Genomic DNA, 20,849 nt, shown 5'->3' with positions numbered 1-20,849 from the left:
GTAAAGCCCAGGGCCCGCCAAGGGGACGGACCCCGACAAATCATGAGCGAGGCCGTCCCCAGGTCCCGTCCAGTCCTGTCCAGCAACCTCCTCGTAACCCGTTACCCCCTGTTGCGCTACGCGCGTTGACCATAGGCTGCGCCTCACTAACAGCACCATCAGACGATCGTCTCGCTGTCCACTGAGGGGAACTGATGTCAGCGACACCACAACGGCGCCGGATCGGCGGCCGATTGCTCGCCGCCACCGTGGCGCTCGCCGCCGCCACCGGAGTCATGACGGCGGCGGCGCCCGCCGGAGCCCACCCGGACGGCGGGCACGGCGGACACGGCGGACACAAGGGCGGCGGCAAGAAGCACGGCCGCACGGTCGACGTCCAGCTGCTGTCGTTCAACGACTTCCACGGCAACCTGGAGCCGCCCTCCGGCTCGTCGGGCCGTGTGACGCACCAGCACGAGGACGGCACCGAGGAGCAGATCGAGGCGGGCGGCGTCGAGTACCTGGCGACGTCGCTGCGCGAGGCCCGCGAGGGCGAGCGCTACAGCGTCACGGCCGCGGCCGGTGACCTGGTCGGCGCCAGCCCCCTGATCTCGGGGCTCTTCCACGACGAGCCGACCGTCGAGGCGATGAACAAGCTCGGCCTGGACGTGGCCGGGGTCGGCAACCACGAGTTCGACGAGGGCCTCACCGAGCTGAAGCGCCTCCAGAAGGGCGGCTGCCACCCCGAGGACGGCTGCTTCGAGGAGGGCAAGACCTTCGGCGGCGCCGACTTCCCCTACCTCGCCGCCAACGTCACGGACGAGAAGACCGGCAAGCCGGTCCTCAAGCCGTACACCGTCTGGAAGCACCGCGGCGTCCGGATCGGCTTCATCGGCGTGACCCTGGAGGGCACCCCGGACATCGTCTCGGCCGAGGGCATCAAGGGCCTGAAGTTCCACGACGAGGTCGAGACGATCAACAAGTACACCAAGGAGCTGGAGCGCAAGGGCGTGAAGTCCGTCGTCGCGCTCATCCACGAGGGCGGCTACCCGGCGAGCTCCGCGTACAACTACGACTGCGACAGCCCCGGGGCCGGCGACGGGATCTCCGGGCCGATCACGGACATCGCCGAGAACCTCTCGCCGCAGGTGGACGCCATCGTCACCGGCCACACCCACCGGGCGTACGCGTGCACCATCCCGGACCCGGCGGGCAACCCGCGTACGGTCACCTCGGCCGCGTCCTTCGGGCGTCTCTACACCGACACCACCCTCACGTACGACCGCAGGACCAAGGACATCGTGCGCACCAGCGTCGAGTCCGCGAACCATGTGGTGCGCCGGGACCAGCCCAAGGCCGCCGACATGACCTCGCTGATCGACCGCTGGAACGCGCTGGCCGAGCCGATCGCGAACCGCCCCATCGGCCATATCTCGGAGGACATCCTGGGCCGCGGCGCGAACGCCCCCGAGTCCCCGCTCGGCGACCTGATCGCGGACGCGCAGCTCACTCACGCCAGGACCCTCGAAGACGATGTCGACCTGGCCCTGATGAACCCCGGCGGCATCCGCTCCGACCTGGTCTTCGCGGCGAGCGGCGGCGAGGGCGACGGCGCGGTGACCTACGGCGAGGCGTACACCGTCCAGCCCTTCAGCAACACCGTGAACCTGGTCGACCTGACCGGCGCGCAGCTGGTCACGGCCCTGCGGCAGCAGGTCAGCGGCCAGAACGAGGAGTCCCCGAAGATCCTCCAGGTCTCCGACGGCTTCACGTACACGCTGGACCTGACGAAGACGGGCGCGGACCGGGTCGTCACGGACTCCATCCGCCTGAACGGCGAGCCGCTCGACGCGTCCGCCACCTACCGGGTCGCGATGAACTCGTTCCTCGCGGGCGGCGGCGACGGCTTCACCGAGCTGGGCGAGGGCACTGACGTCCTGGTGGGCGGCGACGACCTGGCGGCCTTCGAGACGTACCTGACGGAGAACTCCTCTCAGTCGTCCCCGATCGCCCCGCCGAAGGCGGACCGCATCACGGTCGTGCAGTAAGCAGGAGCGGCACGACGAGCACCCTGAAGCGGGGGCGGCGGGCAGCGAGCCCGCCGCCCCCGCTTTCGTGTGCGCACGATCCCGTATCGCGCACGATCCCGTACCGCGCGCGCTTCCGTGTGCGCGCACCCCCCACCGAACGTAACCTTCCCGTGACCTAACCACACCGCCCTCGCAGGTTCACCTCCCGTTCACTCTCGACGGTCGGCCGCTTCACCTCTCCTGCCTAATTTCGGACTCACACGGTGCGTGTCGCGGCCGAACCGGCCACGTCGCCACCCCGAGATGGACCGGGCCACCTGGCCGAACCTCTTCGCACGCCGCCACCGACGGCGGCTCCTGGAAGGAACACCCGAAAGTGAAGCTTCAGCGCATGAACCGGCGGGCCATCACCCTCGGTGCTCTCGCCGTCTCCGGCGCCCTGGCCCTCACGGCGTGCGGCTCCGACGACACGAGCGGCGGCGGCGGTGACGGCGGCACCAAGACCGCCGCCAACTCCAACATCAAGTGCGACGACGCCAAGGGCGACATCAAGGCGTCCGGGTCGTCCGCGCAGAAGAACGCGATCGACGCGTGGATCAAGGAGTACGCGGCCTCCTGCAAGGACGCCCGCATCAACTACAACCCGACCGGCTCGGGCGCGGGCATCACCGCGTTCCTCCAGGGCCAGACCGCCTTCGCGGGCTCCGACTCGGCCCTGGACGCGGACGAGATCGAGCAGTCCAAGAAGGTCTGCAAGGACAGCCAGGCCGTCAACCTCCCGATGGTCGGCGGCCCGATCGCGGTCGGCTACAACCTGCCGGGCGTGGACGACCTCGTCCTGGACGCCAAGACCCTGGCCGACATCTTCAACGACAAGATCAAGACCTGGGACGACCCGGCGATCAAGAAGCTGAACCCGGAAGCCAAGCTCCCGAGCACCAAGGTCCAGTCCTTCCACCGCTCGGACGACTCCGGCACCACGGACAACTTCACCACGTACCTGAACACCGCCGCCCCCAAGGCCTGGCCCTACGAGCCCGCGAAGGCCTGGGCGGGCAAGGGCGGCCAGTCCGCGCAGGGCTCCTCCGGTCTGGCCGGGCAGGTCAAGCAGGTCGAGGGCGCGATCACGTACTTCGAGCTGTCCTACGCCTCCGCTGACGACATCCCCACGGTGAAGCTGGACACCGGCGCATCCGAGCCGGTCGAGGCCACCGTCGACAACGCCTCTGCGGCCATCGCCGCGGGCAAGATCGTCGGCAAGGGCAACGACCTCGCCATGGAGCTGGACTACGCGACCAAGGCCGACGGCGCCTACCCGATCGTCCTGGTGACGTACGAGATCGCCTGCGAGAAGGGCAACAAGCCCGAGACCCTCGGCGCGACCAAGTCCTTCCTGACCTACCTGGCCAGCGAAGAAGGCCAGGACGTCCTGAAGAAGAACGACTACGCCCCGATCCCGACCGAGATCGCCACCAAGGTCCGCGAGACCGTCGCGAACCTGAGCTGATCCCCGGTGCGGCCGGTCCCCACAGCGGACCGGCCGCACCATCCGGTGCACCGCCAGCGCCTGGAGCCTCCCACCGGAGCGCTCCGCAGACCGGAGATCCCCCATGGATATATCCACCACCAAAGCAGCACCTCCCCCAACCGAACCAGCCGACGCGCCCACGCCCACGGGCGAGCGCCAGCGCGGCGGCAAGAGCGCCACCCGCCCCGGTGACCGGGTCTTCCTCGGACTCTCCCGAGGCTCCGGCATCGCGCTGCTGACGATCATGGCCGCCATCGCGGCCTTCCTGACCTACCGCACGGTCCTCGCGCTGTCCGACAACTCGGGCAACTTCTTCACCACCTTCGAGTGGGACACGAACGGGTTCGACCCCAAGTTCGGCATCCCGGTCCTGGTGTTCGGCACCATCGTGAGCTCGATCATCGCCCTGGTGATCGCCGTGCCGATCGCCGTCGCGATCGCGCTGTTCATCTCCCACTACGCGCCGCGCAAGCTCTCCGGACCGATCGCCTACGTGATCGACCTGCTGGCCGCCGTGCCGTCCATCGTGTACGGCCTGTGGGGCGCCCTCGTCGTCGCCCCGCACCTGACCGGCCTCTACAGCTGGCTGGACGACTACTTCGGCTGGACCGGGATCTTCGAGTACCAGGGCGGCGCCCCGCGCTCCCTGATGACCGTCGGCATCCTGCTCGCGATCATGATCCTCCCGATCATCACCAACGTGAGCCGCGAGGTCTTCCTCCAGGCCCCGAAGATGCACGAGGAGGCCGCGCTCGCGCTCGGCGCGACCCGCTGGGAGGTCATCCGCATGTCGGTGCTGCCCTTCGGCCGCTCGGGCGTCATCTCCGCCTCGATGCTGGGCCTGGGCCGCGCGCTCGGCGAGACGATCGCCGTCGCCACCGTGCTCTCCCCGAGCTTCCTGATCAACGCCTCGCTGCTCGATCCGGGCGGCGGCACCTTCGCCCAGAACATCGCCAGCAAGTTCAACGAGGCGAACGAGTTCGGCCGGGACGCCCTGATCGCCTCCGGCCTGGTGCTCTTCGTCATCACCCTGCTGGTCAACGGCTCGGCACGGCTGATCATCGCCCGCCGCAAGGAGTACTCGGGGGCCAACGCATGAGCACCGACGTCAAGACCGCCCCCACCGCTCCCGGCGCCCCCAGCGGCCCCAGCGCCCTCAGCGCGGCCCGCCTGCCCCGCTGGACGCCGCTCGTGGTCGCGCTCGGCTCCGCCGCGACCGCCGTCGCCATCGGCATCACGGCCGACCTGCACAGCCGACTCCAGTGGGGCCTGATCGCCGCACTGATCTTCGTCGTCGCCTCGTACGCCATCGCGTCGCGGGTCGAGGGCAAGCGCCAGGCCAAGGACCGCCTCGCCACCTCGCTGGTGTGGGTCGCCTTCCTGCTGGCGACGATCCCGCTGGCCTCGCTCCTGTGGGAGACGCTCGCCCGCGGCTCCAAGGTCTTCGACCTGTACTTCCTGACCCACTCCATGGGCACCCTGGGCGACCGCGAGGTCGGCGGCGGCGTCTACCACGCCCTGCTCGGCACCCTCCAGCAGGTCGCGCTGGCCTCGCTGATCGCCGTGCCGATCGGTCTGCTGACCGCGATCTACCTCGTCGAGTACGGCCAGGGGAAGCTCGCCAAGACCGTCACCTTCTTCGTGGACGTGATGACGGGCATCCCGTCGATCGTCGCCGGTCTGTTCGTCCTCACCTTCTGGATCCTGATCCTGGGCTTCGACTTCTCCGGCTGGGCGGGCGCCATGGCGCTGTCGATCCTGATGATGCCGGTGGTCGTCCGCTCCACCGAGGAGATGCTCAAGCTCGTGCCGAACGAGCTGCGCGAGGCGTCGCTCGCCCTCGGCGTGCCGAAGTGGCGGACCATCCTCAAGGTGGTCCTGCCGACCTCCGTCGGCGGCATCACTACGGGCGTCATGCTCGCGGTGGCCCGGATCACCGGCGAGACGGCCCCCGTGCTGCTCGTCGTGTGGGGCACGAACTTCATCAACACGAACCCGTTCGACGGCGCCCAGTCCTCGCTGCCCCTGTACATCTACCAGCAGTACGCGGCCGGGAACTCGGCCTCGTACGACCGCGCCTGGGCGGCGGCGCTGACCCTCATCGGGTTCGTCATGATCCTCAACCTGGTGGCCCGCGGCATCGCCCGCTGGAAGGCCCCGAAGACCGGTCGCTGACGCGACCAAGCAGCGACCCGAAAGAAGCAGTGATCCACATGGCCAAGCGAATCGACGTCAGCGGCCTGAACGCCTACTACGGCTCCCACCTGGCCATCGAGGACATCTCGATGACCGTGGAGCCCCGCTCCGTGACCGCCTTCATCGGCCCGTCCGGCTGCGGCAAGTCCACCTTCCTGCGCACCCTCAACCGCATGCACGAGGTCACCCCCTCCGGCCGTGTCGAGGGCAAGGTCCTGCTCGACGGCGAGGACCTGTACGGCTCCGGGGTCGACCCGGTCAACGTACGGCGCACCGTCGGCATGGTGTTCCAGCGCCCGAACCCGTTCCCCACCATGTCGATCTTCGACAACGTGGCGGCGGGCCTGCGCCTGAACGGCTCGCACAAGAAGAGCGAGCTGGACGACATCGTCGAGAAGTCCCTCAAGGGCGCCAACCTCTGGAACGAGGTCAAGGACCGCCTGAACAAGCCGGGCTCCGGCCTCTCCGGCGGCCAGCAGCAGCGCCTGTGCATCGCCCGCGCGATCGCGGTCGAGCCGCAGGTCCTGCTCATGGACGAGCCCTGCTCGGCGCTCGACCCGATCTCGACCCTCGCCATCGAGGACCTGATCGGCGAGCTCAAGGAGCGCTTCACGATCGTCATCGTGACGCACAACATGCAGCAGGCGGCCCGCGTCTCGGACCGCACCGCGTTCTTCAACCTCGCGGCGATCGGCCAGCCCGGCAAGCTCATCGAGATCGACGAGACCGAGCGGATCTTCTCCAACCCGTCGGTCCAGGCGACCGAGGACTACATCTCGGGCCGCTTCGGCTGAGCCCCCGTGTGCCGAGCCGCCCCGCGCGGCTCCCCGTACCGCCCTCACGGTGCTGCATGGCGGTGCCACCGTGAAGGCCAAGGGCCCGCCCCCTCACACGAGGGGGCGGGCCCATTTCCGTACTGTTTCCGTACCGCCGTTCCGTGCCTAGAGGAACGCGAAGTTCACGACCCAGAAGCTGAGCGCCGCGACCAACGCGGCCGCCGGCATGGTGATGAACCAGCCCATGACGATGTTCTTGGCGACGCCCCAGCGCACCGCGCGCGACCCCTTGGTCGAGCCCACACCCATGATCGCCGAGGTGATCACATGCGTGGTGGAGATCGGCGCGTGGAAGATGAACGCGGTGGTGAACATGATGCCCGCGCCGGTCGTCTCGGCGGCGAAGCCCTGCGGCGGGTCCAGCTCGATGATCTTCCGCCCGAGCGTGCGCATGATGCGCCAGCCGCCCGCGTACGTACCGAGCGAGAGCATGATCGCGCAGGCGAACTTGACCCACACCGGAATCGGGTCGCTCGGGTTCTCGATATCGGCGATGACCAGGGCCATCACCACGATGCCCATGGTCTTCTGCGCGTCCTGGAGACCATGCCCGAGCGCCATTCCCGCGGCCGAGACGGTCTGCGCGATACGGAATCCCCGCTTGGCCTTGTGCGGATTGGCTCTCCGGAACATCCACATGATCGCGACCATCACCAGATAGCCGACGAGGAGCCCGACGATCGGCGACAGGAACATCGGAATGACGATCTTCTGGAGCACTCCGGACCAGATGACGTCGATCCCCCCGGCGAGCGCCGCGCCGACCATGCCGCCGAACAGCGCGTGCGAGGACGACGAGGGCAGCCCGAAGTACCAGGTGACCATGTTCCAGACGACGGCTCCGACCAGCGCGGCGAAGAGAATCCACATTCCCTTGCGCCCCTCGGGCGTCTGGATCAGCCCCTCGCTCACGGTCTTGGCGATCCCGCTGCCCAGGAAGGCGCCGGCGAGGTTCATCACGGCCGCCATGGCCAGCGCGGCGCGCGGGGTCAGGGCCCGTGTGGAGACGGAGGTCGCGATCGCGTTCGCGGAGTCGTGGAAGCCGTTGGTGTACGTGAATCCGAGCGCGACGCCGATGGTCACGATCAGGGCGAAGGTGTCCACGAGGTTCAGGACTCCTTGACCGCGATGGTCTCCACCGTGTTGGCGACGTGCTCGAACGCGTCGGCCGCCTCTTCCAGCACGTCCACGATCTGCTTGAGCTTGAGCACCTCGATGGCGTCGTACTTGCCGTTGAAGAGGTGGGCGAGCAGCTTGCGGTGGACCTGGTCGGCCTGGTTCTCCAGCCGGTTGATCTCGATCCAGTACTCCGTGAGGTTGTCCATGGTCCGCAGGTGCGGCATGGCCTCGGCGGTCAGCTCGGCGGCCCTGGCGAGTACCTCGACCTGCTGCTCGACGCCCTTGGGCAGCTCCTCGACGTTATAGAGGACGACCAGGTCGACGGCCTCCTCCATAAAGTCCATGATGTCGTCGAGAGACGACGCGAGGGAGTAGATGTCCTCACGGTCGAACGGCGTGATGAACGAGGAGTTCAGCTGGTGGAAAATCGCGTGAGTCGCGTCGTCACCGGCGTGTTCCGCTGCCCGCATCCGCTCCGCGATCTCGGCTCGGGCGGAGGGGTCCGCCCCGAGCAGTTCCATCAGGAGCTTGGAGCCCGTGACGATGTTGTCCGCGGACGCGGCGAACATGTCGTAGAAGCTCGTCTCCCTGGGGGTCAGACGAAAGCGCACGTGGGATCCTCGGGGTGTTCAGGTTTCGGTCAGGCTGATGCTAGGCGCATCATCCGGCCGCGGCTAACCGGCCGCCCACCAGTGTCGCGCATGAGGCACAGTGAACAGCACGGAGCTGGAGCCGACGCCCGACGCGCCCCCGTGAAATCCGCTAAAATATACCCACGGGGGGTACCCGGACTATGAATTTCCCGACAGTTCATATCAGGAGGACGCGATGACGACGACCGAAGCCGACGCGGCGACCGCGGCGCCCTCCATCGAGGCCCCGGACGACCACGCCGTGCACGGCTACCACCACCAGAAGGACGAGCACCTCAAGCGGCTGCGCCGCATCGAGGGCCAGGTGCGCGGGCTCCAGCGGATGGTCGACGAGGACGTTTACTGCATCGACATACTCACTCAGGTCTCGGCCAGCACGAAGGCCCTCCAGTCCTTCGCCCTGCAACTCCTGGAGGAGCACCTCAGGCACTGCGTGGCGGACGCGTCAGCGAGGGGCGGCGACGAAGTCGACGCCAAGGTGGAGGAAGCCACCAAGGCCATCGCCCGCCTCCTGCGCACCTGACCGGCCGTGGGCGGGTTCCCGCTGCCTGACCGGCCGTGGCGCGGGCCCTGCGCTGACCGGCCGTGGCGCGGGCCCTGCGCTGACCGGCCGTGGCGCGGGTCCCAGGGCCGGTCAGGCAGCGCCGGGACCCGCACCACGCGCGGTCAAGCGTCAGGCCCGTCCACAACCCTGAGCACCTCGTCGATCCGATCGGCCGTGAGCCGCTCATCCGCCGCGGACGCCGCGATGATCAGCTCGCCGCACAGCTCGATCTCAGCGAGGGCGACGTGGTCGTGCACCGCGGCCTTGCTCGGCATCGGAGCCACCTGCATCACCTCTCCCTTCCCCGCCTCCGCTCCCTAGAGTAGGGACGCCCCCGCGCCCCGCGCATGGCACGGACGGGCTATTCTCCGCGCGTCACGACACCCCCCGCGCGCCCGCGCCGCGCCCGGCGCCGTACCGCGCCGCGCCGCGCCGCCCTAGGGTCTGTCGGCTACCCCGCCTCCCACTCCTCAGCGATCTTGCCCGCGAAGATGTCGCCCGCGGCGGGCAGTTCCGCGTCCACCGGCGCCCCGAAGCCGTAGAGCAGGGTCGTCGACGCCACCTCCACCGCGCCGGGCGTCCCGCCGTCGCCAGCGCCCTCACCCGTGCCCTCACCCGTGCTCGCGTCGCCATGGCCGCTCGCGCCCGCGTCGCCGCCCGCGTTCTGCGTGAAGTGGAACTGGTGCCGTACCTTCCGCAGCCGCCCCTGGTCGTCGAGGTACGCGTCGAAGGACACCCCGCGCCTGCTGAACCCTTTCGCCGCGGCGAGCAGCGCCCCCCGGTTCTCCTTGGACGCGGCCTTCGCGGCCCGCCCGATATCGGCCGTCCCCCGGTAGTGCCGCACCGTGACCCCGGCCAGCCGGGTCTTGCCGACGTACGTCACGGACCGCGCCCCGCGCAGCAGCTCCGCCGCGGCCATCGGGTCGGTCACCCCGCCCGTGACCAGGTTCCCGTCCGAGAGCGTCGTCGTATCGACCCGCACCCATTTGTCCGCGGGCACGCCCGCGCCACGGTTCTTCATATACAGCGCGCCGGGCGCGAGCAGTTCGGTGATCGGCTGCCGTCCGGGCTCCCCCGACGGCTCCTGGGGCAGCGTCACCTTCAGCCGCCCGACCCGCGCCCTGAAGTCGTACGCGCCCCGGCCCCGGATGGTGACCCGCGTCCCGCCGGTCGCCATCTCCATCGCCGTACGGGCCTTGGCGCTCCCCGCGTCCTCCAGCGCCGCCGCGGCCTGGTGCACGGTGGCCAGCGCGTCCCCCGGCGTCTCGACGTCGGCCGCCGCACCGCCGCCCGAACACCCGACCGCGCCCGACATCACCAGAACCGCGGCGGCGACGGCCGCACCGCCTCCGCGCCCGTGCTGCTGCACCACCATCGCCTGCCTTCCCCCAGCACCGGCCGTCCGCCCGCGGGACCCGTCGTCGTCGTTCCGCTTAACGACCGGTCCTGGCACCCGTCACGGGCCGGGTCGTACCGTGGAACCCGTGGCACCACCGGAACAGCACCGCACCACCACGGCCGAACAGGGTCGTTTCTGCTTCGCCCGCTGCGTCTGCGGCTGGCGCGGCCCGGCCCGCAGGGCGCGCTCCAAGGCACGTGCGGACGCCGAGTCCCACGACCGCGCCGCCCTGAGCCCACCCGAGGCCTGAGCCCTGGCCGAAAACGACTGATCCCCCCCCCATACGGCCCAGCCCGCCCCGCGCCAACTGGCGCTCCCCGCGCGCGGGCGCTCCTCTGAAGGGGTGAGCCCCCGCCGCGCAGGCCGAGCACACCCGACGCCCCGAGCGGGCCGTACGGCCGTCAGGCTGGCGTTCGGCACGTCAGCCCTGTGCGCCCTGACCGCCGTACTCCTGTACCTCGACCTCGTACCGCCCCTGCCCTGACGCCCTGACGGCCAGCCAGACCCCTGGGCAAGCCAGCCGGGCCCCTGGGCGGCGCGCCGGACCACGGGAGCGTCAGGCCGCGAGCCCCTTCTCTCCCTCAGGTCCGCCCGCCGCCGACCGCGGCTCCGGCAGCTCCACCGCTCCCGCCTCCGCCTCCGTCTCCGAGCCCTGTCGCGCCCGCACCAGCCAGGCCAGCCGCCGCGACCGGGAGACCGCCCGCGTGAGCCGCGTGAGCAGGGCCGTCGCCAGTGGCGCGAGCAGCAGCGTCACCGCCGTGCCCAGCGCGAATCCGCCGATCACGTCCGTCGGATAGTGCACCCCGAGGAACACCCGCAGGACGCCCTCCAGCACCGCGAGCCCGATCGCCGCCAGGCCGAACTTCCGGTGGGCGACGAACAGTCCGACGCCCAGCGCCATGGCCAGCGTCGCGTGGTCGCTCACGAAGGCGAACCCGGCCTTCCCGTCCACCAGCACCGCGAGACCCTCATGGTCGACGAACGGCCGCGGCCGTTCCACGAACCCCCGGATCGGCACGTTCACCAGCGTCGCGCCCGCGGCGGCGAGCGGGGCCCAGAGCACGGCGGCGACGGTCCCCTCGGGGTCGGCCCCGCGCCGTACGGTGATCCAGCACCACAGCACCAGCAGCACCATCGCGGCCAGCAGCCCGTACTCGCCGACGAACGCCAGGGTCTGGTCGAGCCAGCCCGGAGTGCGCTCGCTCAGGCCGTTGATGTCGTACAGCAGCTCGACGTCGGGGTTGGACCCGGAGTTGTCCAGTACAGCCATGGTGCCGTGGCCCCTTGTCCTCGTCGCCGGGGTGGTGCTCCCGATAGTGATGCTCCGTCAAGGGAACATCCCCATCCCCCCAAGGAACGTCCCTTTCCCCCGTCGCCGTTCCACTCTCCACCGAAAGATCACTTCGACGTTACCGAAGAGAGATCCATCACCGCAGCTCAAGGCCATGGCTTAGCAGAGAGTTCAAGCCACGGCTTCGGCCGTGGGCAGCGCCTTCGCACCCGCTTCCGTCACGCGCGTGGCCCCGAAGTAGTCGGGCGTGTCGACCGGCGCGAACCGGATCACCGCGCCCGGCCGGGGAGCGTCGATCATGTACCCGCCGCCCACATAGATGCCGACATGCCGGATGGCCCGCGAATTGGTCAGATCGTCCGAGAAGAACACCAGGTCGCCGGGGAGCAGTTCGTCTCGCTTGGGGTGCGGCCCGGCGTTGTACTGGTCGTTGGCGACGCGCGGCAGCGTGACCCCGACCTTCTCGTACGCCGCCTTCGTCAGCCCGGAGCAGTCGAACCGGCCGCCGTCCTCGGGTGTGCCGTCCCCGCCCCACAGGTACTCGGTGCCGAGTTTGTCCTGCGCGAAGGAGATCGCGCCCGCCGCCTGCCGCGAGGGGTCGACCCGCCCGACCGGCCGGGCGAAACTCTTCTCCAGCTCCTGGATGTTCTTCACGTAGTTCTGCGTCTCGCGGTACGGCGGCACCCCCTGGTACTTGATGACCGCGTACGCCCCCGCGTTGTACGCCGCGAGCATGTTGTGCGTCGGGTCGCCGGGCGCGTCCTTCACGTACTCGGCCAGCTTGCAGTCGTACGAGGCGGCCGAGGGGATGGCGTCGGCGGGGTTCCACACGTCCTTGACCCCGTCGCCGTCCCCGTCGACGCCGTGCGCCGCCCAGGTGCCGGGGATGAACTGGGCGATGCCCTGGGCCTGCGCCGGGCTCTGCGCCTTCGGGTTCCAGCCGCTCTCCTGGTACAACTGCGCGGCCAGCAGGGCCGGGTTGATGGCCGGGCAGAGGTTGCCCCACTTCTGCACCACGGGCTGGTACTCGGCGGGCACCGCGCCCTTGGCCAGGCCGACGGCGGCCTTGCCCGCGCCGCCCGCGAGGTTCCCGGCGACGATGACGGTGCCCACGACGATGAGCAGGACGAAGCCGAGCATGCCCGCGAGCCCGGCACCGGCCGCTGCCAGCCACGCCTTACGCACCGTCAACCACCTCTCACGCCCCGGCAATCCATGCCCAAGTCTAGGACCGCCGAATCGCCGTACGGGCGTGGATCGCAAGCCGGTACGGCGATGAGGCACGCTCGGTCAGGAGGCCTTCACGCGGCCAGAGCCACCGCGTCCACCGCCGGTGTCCGCACGATCCGCGCCGCCGTCCCCAGCACCTGGCCCGGCGTCGCCCCGGCCAGGTGCTGCTGCCCGAACTCCCGGCCCCGGTAGGGGGTGGCCGTGCGTCAACCATGACGACGGTCCTGCCGTGCGCCCGTACGGCCTCCTGGAGCAGCCGCAGCACATCGCGCGCGCTCCGGGTGTCCAGCGCGCCGGTCGGCTCGTCGGCGAAGACCACGCTCGGCTCGGCGACCAGGGCGCGCGCGATGGCGACGCGCTGCCGCTGCCCGCCGGACAGCTCGTCGGGCCGGTGCCCGAGCCGGTCCCCGAGCCCTACCTGCGCGAGGATCTCGCGGGCCCGGTGCTTGTCGATCCGCCGTCCGGCGAGCTTCAGCGGCAGGGTGGTGTTCTGCTCGACGGTGAGTGTCGGCAGCAGGTTGTACTGCTGGAACACGAACCCGATCCGCCGCCGCCGGAACCTGGTCAGCTCGGCCTCGCTCCCCCCCCGGTCATCTCCAGCCCTTCCGACTCCCTCTCCCTTTCCCACCCGTACGACGAAACATCACGCTGCCCTCTCCGCGTCCTCTCCGTAGGCGCGCCTTGCGCCCCGCCTACGAAGCTAGGGACGCCGACGACGGCACACACTGGCCGTACGCCCCGAGTGCGGGGTGGTGCTGGGTACACCCATCGACCGCCCCTACTAGCACTCAGAGCACACTCTGAGTACACTCTGAGTATGAGCATCGCGTACTCGGCGTCCGAAGCGGAATCCGTCTCGTTCACCGATCTGTCCCGGAACCCGAAGGCCGTCGCCGCCAGGGCCGCCGCCCTGGGATGCCTGCGCGTCACACACCGGGACGCGCCCGACATGGTGCTGACCACGGCCATACAGGCGGAGCGCAGCGAGGAGAGCCTGACCACCGCGTCCCGGCTGTTCCTCGCGCTGATGAAGCAGGACGACGGCGCCAAGTCGCTGCTGCTCGCGCTGCCCGAGGTGTTCCCGTGGGTGCGCCACCTGGACGCTGAAGAGGTCCGGGAGTTCACCGTCGAGCTTCTGGACGCGCTGTCCGACGCCGCCGAGCTGGGCGCCAGGGAGGCCGTGCACCGGGCGATCGTCTCGTGGCGGGCGACCGCCCGTGTCAATGCCGACCCTGACCAGCTCAGGGACGCGCTCCGCCCGCTCGGTGACGCCGACCACGGCACCGTCGAGGTGCACGAGTGAGCCCGAAGAAAGGCGACCGGGTCAGTGTCCCGCCGCTGAGCGGCTGGAACGTCATCCACGGGACCACGGAAGCCGCGACCGGCTGGGAGGAGCTGTGCCGAGTGGCGCTGCCGAACGCCCACCGCTGCCTGGAGGCCCTTCGCGCAGACCCGTTGTCGCGGTCCAACTGGAACCGCCAGCATCAACTCCGCGGCAGGCACGCCACCAGACAGTGGAAGGGCTCCGAACTGGAGCAGTGGGAGTACGAGATCACCAGCGGCGGCCGGATCCGCTACCTGGTCAGCCCGGAAACCTCGACGGTGATCCTGGTGTACGCCTCCCCGCGGCACCCAAAGGACACCGAGTAGCCCCCGGCACTGCCCGCTCAACGCGCCGCCGCCCCGCACGCCCGCTCACCCCGGCCCGCTTGTCCACAGCCTGTGGACGAGCGGGCCGGGGTCCCGCGCGAGACCCCCGCCGCACTCCACCCAGAGCAGCTTGCCGGGCCGCGCCCACCCGAACTCGTCCCCCGCCAGGCTGTACGCGCCCCACTTCTCGGCGCACAGTTGCACGAGGAAGAGCCCGCGCCCCGACTCGGCGCACTCATCGGGTACCGGCGCGACGCCCTGGAACGGCGGCGGGATGTCGGGGTTGGTGTCCCACACTCCGACCCGCACCCTCCGCCGGGCCATCTGCCGCAGCCGGAGGGCGTACGGCCCGTCCGAGTAGTGGTGAGCGTTGGTGACCAGCTCACTGGCCAACAGCTCGGCCATGTCCGCGACTTCGTCGAGCCTGTGCGATGTGAGCACGGCGCGCAGGGTGGTGCGGGCGATTCCGGGGGCGCGGGGGTCGTGCGGAAGGTGGAGGGTGTAGGTCCAGGGGACGGTTACGGTGGCGCTCATCGGGTTCTCCGTTCAGACAGGGGGAGTTGACTGATGTCCCAGTGACCAGGTCGCTCCGTCGAGCGGGGTACTTCTGGGTGGGGGCCCGGATATAAGCTAGCCCAGATCATGTAATGCATTACATGGAATCCAGGGATTCCATTACAGATGCACTCGTGTGGGTGACCTGACCGAGGAGGACGCGGTGCCGCCGAGCACAACGCCAACAGCCCGCCGACAGCGGCTAGGTGCCGAACTGCGCAGGTTGCGCGAGCGGGCAGGGATGACCGCGACCGAGGCAGCAGCGCTTCTGGGCGGCAACCAGGCGCGCATCAGCAACATCGAGGCGGGCCGGTACGGCGTGAGCGCCGACCGTGTACGCACACTGGCCCGCAACTACGAATGCTCAGACACCGCCCTCGTCGAAGCCTTGGCGGCCATGACCGGCGAACGGAAGCGCGGTTGGTGGGAGGAGTACCGCGAGATCCTCCCGCCCGCGCTCCTCGACCTCGCCGAACTAGAGCACCACGCCCGTTCGTTGTGCGGCGCTATCACCGCCCGTATCCCCGGACTCCTCCAGACCGTCGACCACGCACGGGAGATCATTCGCCAGGCCGTTCCAGAACTCCCCCCACCCGACGTGGAGCATCGGGTGTCGTTCCGCGTCAAGCGGCAGGCTGTGCTCTACGGAGACAACCCCACGCCCTACCAAGCGATCATCCACGAGGCAGCGCTGCGCATGAAGGTCGGCGGCCCATCGGTCTCACGCGAACAGCTTCGTCGCTTGCTCGACGTGAGCAGCCTCGACCACATCACCCTTCGCGTCATCACCTTCGACGCTGGCGCTTACCCCGGTTCGGGACAGTCGATCTACTACGCGCACGGCCCTGTGCCGCAACTCGACACGGTTCACCTCGACCAGTCCCACGGGCTGGCGTTTCTGGATGCGGAAGCCCAGTTGCAGAAGTACCGAACACTGTTCGAGAAGCTGGAGTCCGTCGCACTCAGCCCGACTAAGTCCCAGAGCCTGATCCGCTCCATCGCCCACGACCTGTAGAGGATGCCCACGTGCTCACACACGTCTGGCAGCAGTCGTCCTACTGCTCCGAGGGAGACTCCTGTGTACGCGTAGCCACCGGGACCGCCCCCACGCCAACCATCCACCTCACCGAATCCGCCGACCCCACCCGAGCCATACTCACCACCACCCCCGCCGCCTTCACCGCCCTCCTCCACACCCTCAAGGAGACCGCACCCCATGCCTGACGACGTACCGTCGAACCTCACCTGGGTCCGGGCCGCGCCCGAGGACGCCACCGGGCCCGGCCCCTGGATCGAACTCGCCTTCGGCGAGGACGGCACCGACAACCCCCCGGTCTACATCCGCGAGACCAGCGACCCGGACAACGTCGTCACGACCACCCAACGCAAATGGGACGCCTTCGTACTCGGCGTACAGGCAGGCGAGTTCGACCACTTCGTGGAAGGCGTGGACGACACGAACGCCACCGAAGACAAAGCCTGATGGCTGGGCACGCCGGTACGACCACCCGGCTCGGCCCAGCTCCGCGGCAGGCGCCGAGCCGGGCCGGGCCGGGCCGGGCCGGGGACACCCTCAACTCCCTGGTTGAGCTGGCGCGATGACACCCGCGGGCAGCATAGCCAGGGCGGTGATCCCGTCGGAGTCGGACGGGATCAGCTGGACGCGGATGCCGTGCCGCATGGACAGGCGACCGACCACGAACAGTCCCATACGGCGCGAGACCGAGACATCCACGGTGGGCGGCGACGCCAGCCGCTCGTTGACCGCGCCGAGATCATCGGGCGAGAGGCCGACGCCCTCGTCGTGGATCTCGACCAGCACCCGGCCGTCGGGCAGCGCGCGACCGGTGACACGGACCTTGACCTGCGGCGGGGAGAAGGAGGTGGCGTTCTCCAGCAGCTCGGCGAGCAGGTGCACGAGATCGTTGACGACAGGCCCGGCGACCTCGGCCGCGGGTATCGCGGCCAGTTCGATGCGCTCGTACTGCTCCACCTCGGACGCGGCGGCGCGCAGCACGTCGACCAGCGGGACCGGCCGGGTCCATCGGCGGCCCGGCTCCTCGCCCGCGAGGACGAGGAGGTTCTCGCCGTTACGGCGCATACGCGCGGCGAGGTGGTCCAGCTTGAAGAGCAAGGCCAGCTGGTCCGGGTCGGTCTCTCGTTCCTCCATCTCGACGATGAGCGCGAGCTGACGGTGGATGAGACCCTGCGAACGCCGCGAGAGGTTGGTGAACATCGCGTTGACGTGGCCCCGCAGCAGCGCCTGCTCGACGGCGAGCCGTACCGCCTCGCGGTGGATGTTGTCGAACGCTACGGCGACCTCGCCGATGATGCCCCGCCCATAGCTGCCGACTCCCTCGATGGATGTGTCGATATCCATCGGATCCGCCTCAGAAACCTGCTTGACCAGTTCCGGCAGCCGTTCGTGAGCGATCCTGGTCGACACGTCACGGAGCCTACGCAGCGCTTTCGTCTTCCTGAACAGGGGAGGGATCGAGCGTCGCCTGCGGCGCGCCCGGAGAATGATCTCCGCGGCCTCCGTCTCCGCGTTCTTCAACTGCTCATCCGCGGCGCGCAGCAGCTCTTCGTTGCGCGTCCGGGCGTCCCGCAGCAGTTGGGCCGCCTCACGCCGGGCCTGCTGCCGGCTGTCCTCCACCTCGCCCTCGATGCGGAAACGCAGTTCCTGAACGTGCTCCTGCATCGCGGCGGCATCAGCCCGCGCCTGGGACCGGACGAGCTCTGCCTCCGCCTCTGCCTCTCGGCGCAGGCTCTCCGCCTGTTCGTGCGCCTTGAGCCGCAGCGCCTCCGACTCTCGCAGCGCCTCCGCCACCATCTCCTTGCTGGCCTGCTTGACCCGGCTCATCGGCGCCTGGACCTGCCGCAGCAGGTACCTGACGTCAGCCCACCGGGCACGCCATTCGTCGACCAGTTCCGGTTGGGCGGCGAAGTCGGACGGGACGTCGTGAGCGGGCGGCATCGGGTTCGACACCACTCGTACGAACTCCAGAAGCGCCGGCATCGGGAGGAGGCGCTTGCCCGTAAGCGCTTCGGTAATCCCGGCTCTCGACAGTTTGGGCCGCACCGACGCCTTGGCGATCTCGCTGTACGAAGGCGCTCCGTAGGCGATGTGCAGCCGGTTCAGCTCATCGGTGAACGCGGCGTAGGCGGCGTCGTACGCGGCGGCCGCCTCCAGGTCCTCCGGGTCTACCGCGTTGCCGCTCTCCGTCACACCCTGACCCCTTCAACTCCCGTGCACGGCAACAGTAGAGGGGCGTTTTCCGAACGTCTACGGAGTGCGTCGAACGATCCCGAACGGCGCTGTCACCCGCTGGCCGATGCCCGCTGTTCGGCACACGGCACGTGGCGTACGGGTACCCCCGACCTTGTCCGGATGGCTGGATAGCCCCAAGACCAGCCTTTTTGCTGGTCCTATGGACGACATCGAACCCACACCGCGCAGTGGCGCCACCCGCGCACCCGACTCTTCCCCTTCGCCGCGATCCGAAGGCCGCTCGACGCGTCAGCGCACGCTCGACCTGATCGGGATGCTCGCGCTGCTCGGCCTCTCGGCGGGCGTGTACATCCTCCTCGGGGACGCCGGGTTCTCCATGGTCGTCGGGGCCGTCGTCAGTCTGTACGGGGTGTGGCGCGCCCGGCGGTGAATCGACGGCAGTCGGTTGCCTACTGGCGAGGGTCGTGGATCCAATGGCTGACATGATCAGCCGGGCGCGCCCGCCGCGGCGAGACGTGACGCACGTAAACCGCCGGCCCCGGCCGGCGCGCGATCCGGGCGAACTGCGACCGCATCACCCCAAGGGAGACACCAGCCGATGAACACGCCACCCTCGCCATCCGGAGCCAGGCGCATAGAGGGGTCCTCCGTCCGCCTGGGCGCTCTCGTGCCGCTGACGCGGCCCGGCTGGGCCGAGGCGGGCCGGCACCTGCTCGCAGGACTCGACCTGGCCGTTCGCGAGGTCAACGACGCCGGCGGGATCGACGGCAGACCACTGGAGTTGGTGGTACGGGACACCGCGGCCGATCCAGAGCGGGCCGCGGCGGCCGTGGACGAACTGGCCGCCCTGGGCGTGGCCGCCGTGGCGGGCGAATACCACAGCGTCGTCGCCCGCGCCGCAGCCGCACGGGCCGACGCTCTCGGCATGCCGTTCCTCTGCTCGTCCGCGGTGCTTGACGCGCTCACCGATGAGCCGACGGAGTGGGTCGCGCGCTTGGCCCCACCCCAGTCCCACGGCTGGCGGGTCTACGCGGACTTCCTCCTCGGCGCGGGCCGGAGTCGGATCGCCGTGGCGACCCAGCCGAGTGTCTACTGGGCGTCCGGGACCCGCGTTCTGCGGGACCACATCGCTCCCCGCGGCGGCGCCGTCGTCGAACTCGACACGAACGCGCTCACCCCCGCGGCCCTGTGCGACGCGCTCGTCGACCACGGCGCGACGGCGCTCCTCCTGCTGGTCGGCCATCCGGAACCAGCGGTGCCGATCGTCAGGGCCGTCCGGGGCGACCGGCGGCTCGCGGAGATCTTGATCGGCGCTCCGGCCGGACAGCCAGAGTTCGCCGAATGGGCCGCGGCGCTGAGCGAGGACGGCGCTGGGATTCCGTTCCTGCGCTACCTGCCCGAGCGCCTCGGTCCGCTCGGCGAACGCGTCGGGAATGAGCTCCGAGAGCGGCTGGGCGAAGCGCCCTCCTTCGTCGCCTTCGAGGGCTGGGACACTGTCACCGTCCTCGCCGACGTGCTGCGTTCTCACGGCATGGACCAGGCGGCCATCGCCGAGTCATGGCCGCACGTGGCGGTCGAGGGCACCCGCGGGCCGATCCAGTTCTCCCGCACTCCGGGCATCAGCGTCTGGCAGCGGGCTCGGACACCGATCCAGGTCGTCGATCGGGACCCGGCGGAACCCGATCGCTTTCGTATCCTCCACGTCGGCTGAGAAAGCTGGGTGATCGATTGGCCACGCTCGCTTCCGCGCGGTACGACCGGGCAGGGCCGCCTGACGAACGGTGACCGGCCCAGGCACACTTCACCTGTACGGATACGAGTCTCACGATCGTGGAGGATGACGGTGATCACGCTCACCAAGGACGACGGCCCGGCGGATCTGGACGGGGTGACCCACCTGTCCCTGGGGGTCTCCTGGGACCCCACCGCCGGCAGCAGCGGCGGGGTGATGGGCAAGTTCAAGCGCAAGACCGGCACCGACCTCGACCTGATCGCCATCGTGATGCAGGGCGACGAGCCGGTGCGGCTGGCCGGTCTCGACTCCCTGGACCCGCTGGGCAACGGCTCGCTGGTGCACAGCGGGGACAACCAGACCGGACACGGTGACGGCGACGACGAAACGGTGACCGTCGAGTTCGAACGGATCCCGGCCCCCGTCACGTCCATCGTGTTCATCGCCGCCGCGTACAAGAAGCGCAGCTCGTTCCAGATGGCGCGCAACGTGAGCTTCAAGGTGTACGACGCGACGGGCGGCGCCACTCAGCAGGTCGCCGACATCTGGCCGAGCCTGCTCAGCCAGGACAACGGCTGCGCCATCGCCAAGGCCGTGCGGGTCGGCGGGGCCTGGAAACTCCAGGTGATCAACGAGACCGGGAAGATCAAGCAGGGCGACGAGCACTCCCTGATGCGCTTCGCCGTCAGCAAGTAGCCCCAGCCGACCCGGTCACCCGATGTCCGGGATGAGACGCTTCCAGAGCCTCGTCCGCTGGAGACGAGGGCAGCGGACGGAACTCGACTGCGGACGGCGCGGGAGCGAGCTGCCGGAGCGGGGGGGGGGGGGCCGCCGGCGCGCCGCCCCCCGGCGCAAGGCCAAGACCGGGGCCCCCA

General features: G+C 69.8%; 23 protein-coding genes and 1 pseudogene. 15 read left to right on the top strand and 9 right to left on the bottom strand.

Annotated elements, in window-relative coordinates:
- Positions 1-194 precede the first annotated feature (194 nt).
- From ACX6XY_RS05090 to pstB, 5 genes are all read left to right on the top strand, one after another.
- Positions 195-2,027 (top strand): bifunctional metallophosphatase/5'-nucleotidase, encoded by a 1,833-nt coding sequence (locus ACX6XY_RS05090; protein ID WP_460326823.1) that lies wholly within the window; start codon positions 195-197, stop codon positions 2,025-2,027.
- A 358-nt stretch (positions 2,028-2,385) separates the two neighbouring features.
- Entirely contained in the window at positions 2,386-3,516 is a 1,131-nt protein-coding gene (pstS, locus tag ACX6XY_RS05085) for a phosphate ABC transporter substrate-binding protein PstS (protein WP_460326821.1), read from the top strand.
- A gap of 103 nt (positions 3,517-3,619) precedes the next feature.
- On the top strand, positions 3,620-4,636 hold the full coding sequence (gene pstC, locus ACX6XY_RS05080; protein ID WP_460326819.1) for a phosphate ABC transporter permease subunit PstC: 1,017 nt from the start codon (positions 3,620-3,622) through the stop codon (positions 4,634-4,636).
- Positions 4,633-5,712: a phosphate ABC transporter permease PstA gene (pstA, locus tag ACX6XY_RS05075; RefSeq protein WP_460326817.1), complete on the top strand. Its 1,080-nt coding sequence runs from the start codon at positions 4,633-4,635 to the stop codon at positions 5,710-5,712. The genes pstC and pstA overlap by 4 nt, the downstream gene beginning before the upstream one ends.
- A gap of 38 nt (positions 5,713-5,750) precedes the next feature.
- Complete coding sequence (gene pstB / locus ACX6XY_RS05070) at positions 5,751-6,527, top strand: phosphate ABC transporter ATP-binding protein PstB (RefSeq protein ID WP_460326815.1); 777 nt, start codon at positions 5,751-5,753, stop codon at positions 6,525-6,527.
- A 147-nt stretch (positions 6,528-6,674) separates the two neighbouring features.
- Here pstB and ACX6XY_RS05065 read toward each other — a convergent pair whose 3' ends face one another.
- On the bottom strand, positions 6,675-7,673 hold the full coding sequence (locus ACX6XY_RS05065; RefSeq protein WP_460326813.1) for an inorganic phosphate transporter: 999 nt from the start codon (positions 7,671-7,673) through the stop codon (positions 6,675-6,677).
- A 5-nt stretch (positions 7,674-7,678) separates the two neighbouring features.
- The gene (locus ACX6XY_RS05060; RefSeq protein WP_411059885.1) at positions 7,679-8,299 is read right to left on the bottom strand and encodes a DUF47 domain-containing protein; all 621 of its coding nucleotides are present in this window, start codon (positions 8,297-8,299) and stop codon (positions 7,679-7,681) included.
- A gap of 217 nt (positions 8,300-8,516) precedes the next feature.
- Between ACX6XY_RS05060 and ACX6XY_RS05055 the strand changes: the two genes are divergently transcribed.
- A complete protein-coding gene (locus ACX6XY_RS05055; RefSeq protein ID WP_460326811.1) occupies positions 8,517-8,864 on the top strand; it encodes a metal-sensitive transcriptional regulator in 348 nt (115 codons plus the stop codon).
- A gap of 143 nt (positions 8,865-9,007) precedes the next feature.
- Here ACX6XY_RS05055 and ACX6XY_RS05050 read toward each other — a convergent pair whose 3' ends face one another.
- Positions 9,008-9,175, bottom strand: coding sequence for a hypothetical protein (locus tag ACX6XY_RS05050; RefSeq protein WP_460326809.1), 168 nt, complete (start codon positions 9,173-9,175; stop codon positions 9,008-9,010).
- Positions 9,176-9,336: 161 nt separating this feature from the next.
- Complete coding sequence (locus tag ACX6XY_RS05045) at positions 9,337-10,260, bottom strand: hypothetical protein (protein ID WP_460326807.1); 924 nt, start codon at positions 10,258-10,260, stop codon at positions 9,337-9,339.
- 109 nt (positions 10,261-10,369) lie between these two features.
- Here ACX6XY_RS05045 and ACX6XY_RS05040 point away from each other — a divergent pair, with 109 nt between their 5' ends.
- On the top strand, positions 10,370-10,534 hold the full coding sequence (locus ACX6XY_RS05040; RefSeq protein ID WP_460327091.1) for a hypothetical protein: 165 nt from the start codon (positions 10,370-10,372) through the stop codon (positions 10,532-10,534).
- Between the two features lie 306 nt (positions 10,535-10,840).
- Here ACX6XY_RS05040 and ACX6XY_RS05035 read toward each other — a convergent pair whose 3' ends face one another.
- From ACX6XY_RS05035 to ACX6XY_RS05025, 3 genes and pseudogenes are all read right to left on the bottom strand, one after another.
- Entirely contained in the window at positions 10,841-11,554 is a 714-nt protein-coding gene (locus ACX6XY_RS05035; RefSeq protein WP_460326805.1) for a phosphatase PAP2 family protein, read from the bottom strand.
- Between the two features lie 192 nt (positions 11,555-11,746).
- Positions 11,747-12,760: a C40 family peptidase gene (locus ACX6XY_RS05030; RefSeq protein WP_460326803.1), complete on the bottom strand. Its 1,014-nt coding sequence runs from the start codon at positions 12,758-12,760 to the stop codon at positions 11,747-11,749.
- A 400-nt stretch (positions 12,761-13,160) separates the two neighbouring features.
- Positions 13,161-13,340 (bottom strand): annotated as a pseudogene (locus tag ACX6XY_RS05025) (ATP-binding cassette domain-containing protein); the annotation flags it as partial.
- Positions 13,341-13,622: 282 nt separating this feature from the next.
- Here ACX6XY_RS05025 and ACX6XY_RS05020 point away from each other — a divergent pair.
- Both ACX6XY_RS05020 and ACX6XY_RS05015 read left to right on the top strand, forming a co-directional pair.
- Positions 13,623-14,108, top strand: a complete 486-nt coding sequence (locus ACX6XY_RS05020) for a prevent-host-death family protein (RefSeq protein ID WP_460326801.1) — start codon at positions 13,623-13,625, stop codon at positions 14,106-14,108.
- A complete protein-coding gene (locus tag ACX6XY_RS05015; protein WP_460326799.1) occupies positions 14,105-14,455 on the top strand; it encodes a hypothetical protein in 351 nt (116 codons plus the stop codon). Before ACX6XY_RS05020 ends, ACX6XY_RS05015 begins: the two co-directional genes overlap by 4 nt.
- Positions 14,456-14,500: 45 nt before the next feature.
- On the opposite strand, the gene ACX6XY_RS05010 is transcribed toward ACX6XY_RS05015, so the two are convergent.
- Positions 14,501-14,989, bottom strand: coding sequence for an ATP-binding protein (locus ACX6XY_RS05010; RefSeq protein WP_460326796.1), 489 nt, complete (start codon positions 14,987-14,989; stop codon positions 14,501-14,503).
- A 184-nt stretch (positions 14,990-15,173) separates the two neighbouring features.
- Here ACX6XY_RS05010 and ACX6XY_RS05005 point away from each other — a divergent pair, with 184 nt between their 5' ends.
- Genes ACX6XY_RS05005 through ACX6XY_RS04995 form a run of 3 tightly spaced genes read left to right on the top strand, consistent with a single transcriptional unit; the run spans position 15,174 to position 16,493 of the window.
- The gene (locus ACX6XY_RS05005) at positions 15,174-16,025 is read left to right on the top strand and encodes a helix-turn-helix domain-containing protein (protein WP_460327085.1); all 852 of its coding nucleotides are present in this window, start codon (positions 15,174-15,176) and stop codon (positions 16,023-16,025) included.
- A gap of 11 nt (positions 16,026-16,036) precedes the next feature.
- Entirely contained in the window at positions 16,037-16,234 is a 198-nt protein-coding gene (locus tag ACX6XY_RS05000; RefSeq protein WP_460326794.1) for a DUF397 domain-containing protein, read from the top strand.
- On the top strand, positions 16,227-16,493 hold the full coding sequence (locus tag ACX6XY_RS04995) for a DUF397 domain-containing protein (protein WP_460326792.1): 267 nt from the start codon (positions 16,227-16,229) through the stop codon (positions 16,491-16,493). Before ACX6XY_RS05000 ends, ACX6XY_RS04995 begins: the two co-directional genes overlap by 8 nt.
- Before the next feature lie 90 nt (positions 16,494-16,583).
- Here the strand turns inward: ACX6XY_RS04995 and ACX6XY_RS04990 are convergent, their stop codons facing one another.
- Complete coding sequence (locus ACX6XY_RS04990; protein WP_460326789.1) at positions 16,584-18,239, bottom strand: ATP-binding protein; 1,656 nt, start codon at positions 18,237-18,239, stop codon at positions 16,584-16,586.
- Positions 18,240-18,441: 202 nt separating this feature from the next.
- On the opposite strand from ACX6XY_RS04990, the gene ACX6XY_RS04985 reads away from it, so the two are divergent.
- The 3 genes from ACX6XY_RS04985 to ACX6XY_RS04975 all read left to right on the top strand — a co-directional run bounded on the left by ACX6XY_RS04985 (position 18,442) and on the right by ACX6XY_RS04975 (position 20,670).
- On the top strand, positions 18,442-18,672 hold the full coding sequence (locus tag ACX6XY_RS04985) for a hypothetical protein (protein ID WP_460326787.1): 231 nt from the start codon (positions 18,442-18,444) through the stop codon (positions 18,670-18,672).
- 168 nt (positions 18,673-18,840) lie between these two features.
- Complete coding sequence (locus tag ACX6XY_RS04980; RefSeq protein ID WP_460326785.1) at positions 18,841-19,953, top strand: ABC transporter substrate-binding protein; 1,113 nt, start codon at positions 18,841-18,843, stop codon at positions 19,951-19,953.
- A gap of 132 nt (positions 19,954-20,085) precedes the next feature.
- On the top strand, positions 20,086-20,670 hold the full coding sequence (locus ACX6XY_RS04975; RefSeq protein WP_460327083.1) for a TerD family protein: 585 nt from the start codon (positions 20,086-20,088) through the stop codon (positions 20,668-20,670).
- Positions 20,671-20,849: the final 179 nt, after the last annotated feature.

The organism is Streptomyces sp. O3 (assembly GCF_054788135.1).
This window is presented reverse-complemented; position numbering and strand designations above follow the sequence as displayed.

What these genes read in the sequence shown, in the direction of transcription:
- ACX6XY_RS05090 (WP_460326823.1), top strand. Translation starts at nt 195, where the DNA reads ATGTCAGCGACACCACAACGGCGCCGGATCGGCGGCCGATTGCTCGCC.
- pstC (WP_460326819.1), top strand. Translation starts at nt 3,620, where the DNA reads ATGGATATATCCACCACCAAAGCAGCACCTCCCCCAACCGAACCAGCC.
- pstA (WP_460326817.1), top strand. Translation starts at nt 4,633, where the DNA reads ATGAGCACCGACGTCAAGACCGCCCCCACCGCTCCCGGCGCCCCCAGC.
- pstB (WP_460326815.1), top strand. Translation starts at nt 5,751, where the DNA reads ATGGCCAAGCGAATCGACGTCAGCGGCCTGAACGCCTACTACGGCTCC.
- ACX6XY_RS05055 (WP_460326811.1), top strand. Translation starts at nt 8,517, where the DNA reads ATGACGACGACCGAAGCCGACGCGGCGACCGCGGCGCCCTCCATCGAG.
- ACX6XY_RS05050 (WP_460326809.1), bottom strand. Translation starts at nt 9,175, where the DNA reads ATGCAGGTGGCTCCGATGCCGAGCAAGGCCGCGGTGCACGACCACGTC.
- ACX6XY_RS05045 (WP_460326807.1), bottom strand. Translation starts at nt 10,260, where the DNA reads ATGGTGGTGCAGCAGCACGGGCGCGGAGGCGGTGCGGCCGTCGCCGCC.
- ACX6XY_RS05035 (WP_460326805.1), bottom strand. Translation starts at nt 11,554, where the DNA reads ATGGCTGTACTGGACAACTCCGGGTCCAACCCCGACGTCGAGCTGCTG.
- ACX6XY_RS05020 (WP_460326801.1), top strand. Translation starts at nt 13,623, where the DNA reads ATGAGCATCGCGTACTCGGCGTCCGAAGCGGAATCCGTCTCGTTCACC.
- ACX6XY_RS05010 (WP_460326796.1), bottom strand. Translation starts at nt 14,989, where the DNA reads ATGAGCGCCACCGTAACCGTCCCCTGGACCTACACCCTCCACCTTCCG.
- ACX6XY_RS04995 (WP_460326792.1), top strand. Translation starts at nt 16,227, where the DNA reads ATGCCTGACGACGTACCGTCGAACCTCACCTGGGTCCGGGCCGCGCCC.
- ACX6XY_RS04985 (WP_460326787.1), top strand. Translation starts at nt 18,442, where the DNA reads ATGGACGACATCGAACCCACACCGCGCAGTGGCGCCACCCGCGCACCC.
- ACX6XY_RS04980 (WP_460326785.1), top strand. Translation starts at nt 18,841, where the DNA reads ATGAACACGCCACCCTCGCCATCCGGAGCCAGGCGCATAGAGGGGTCC.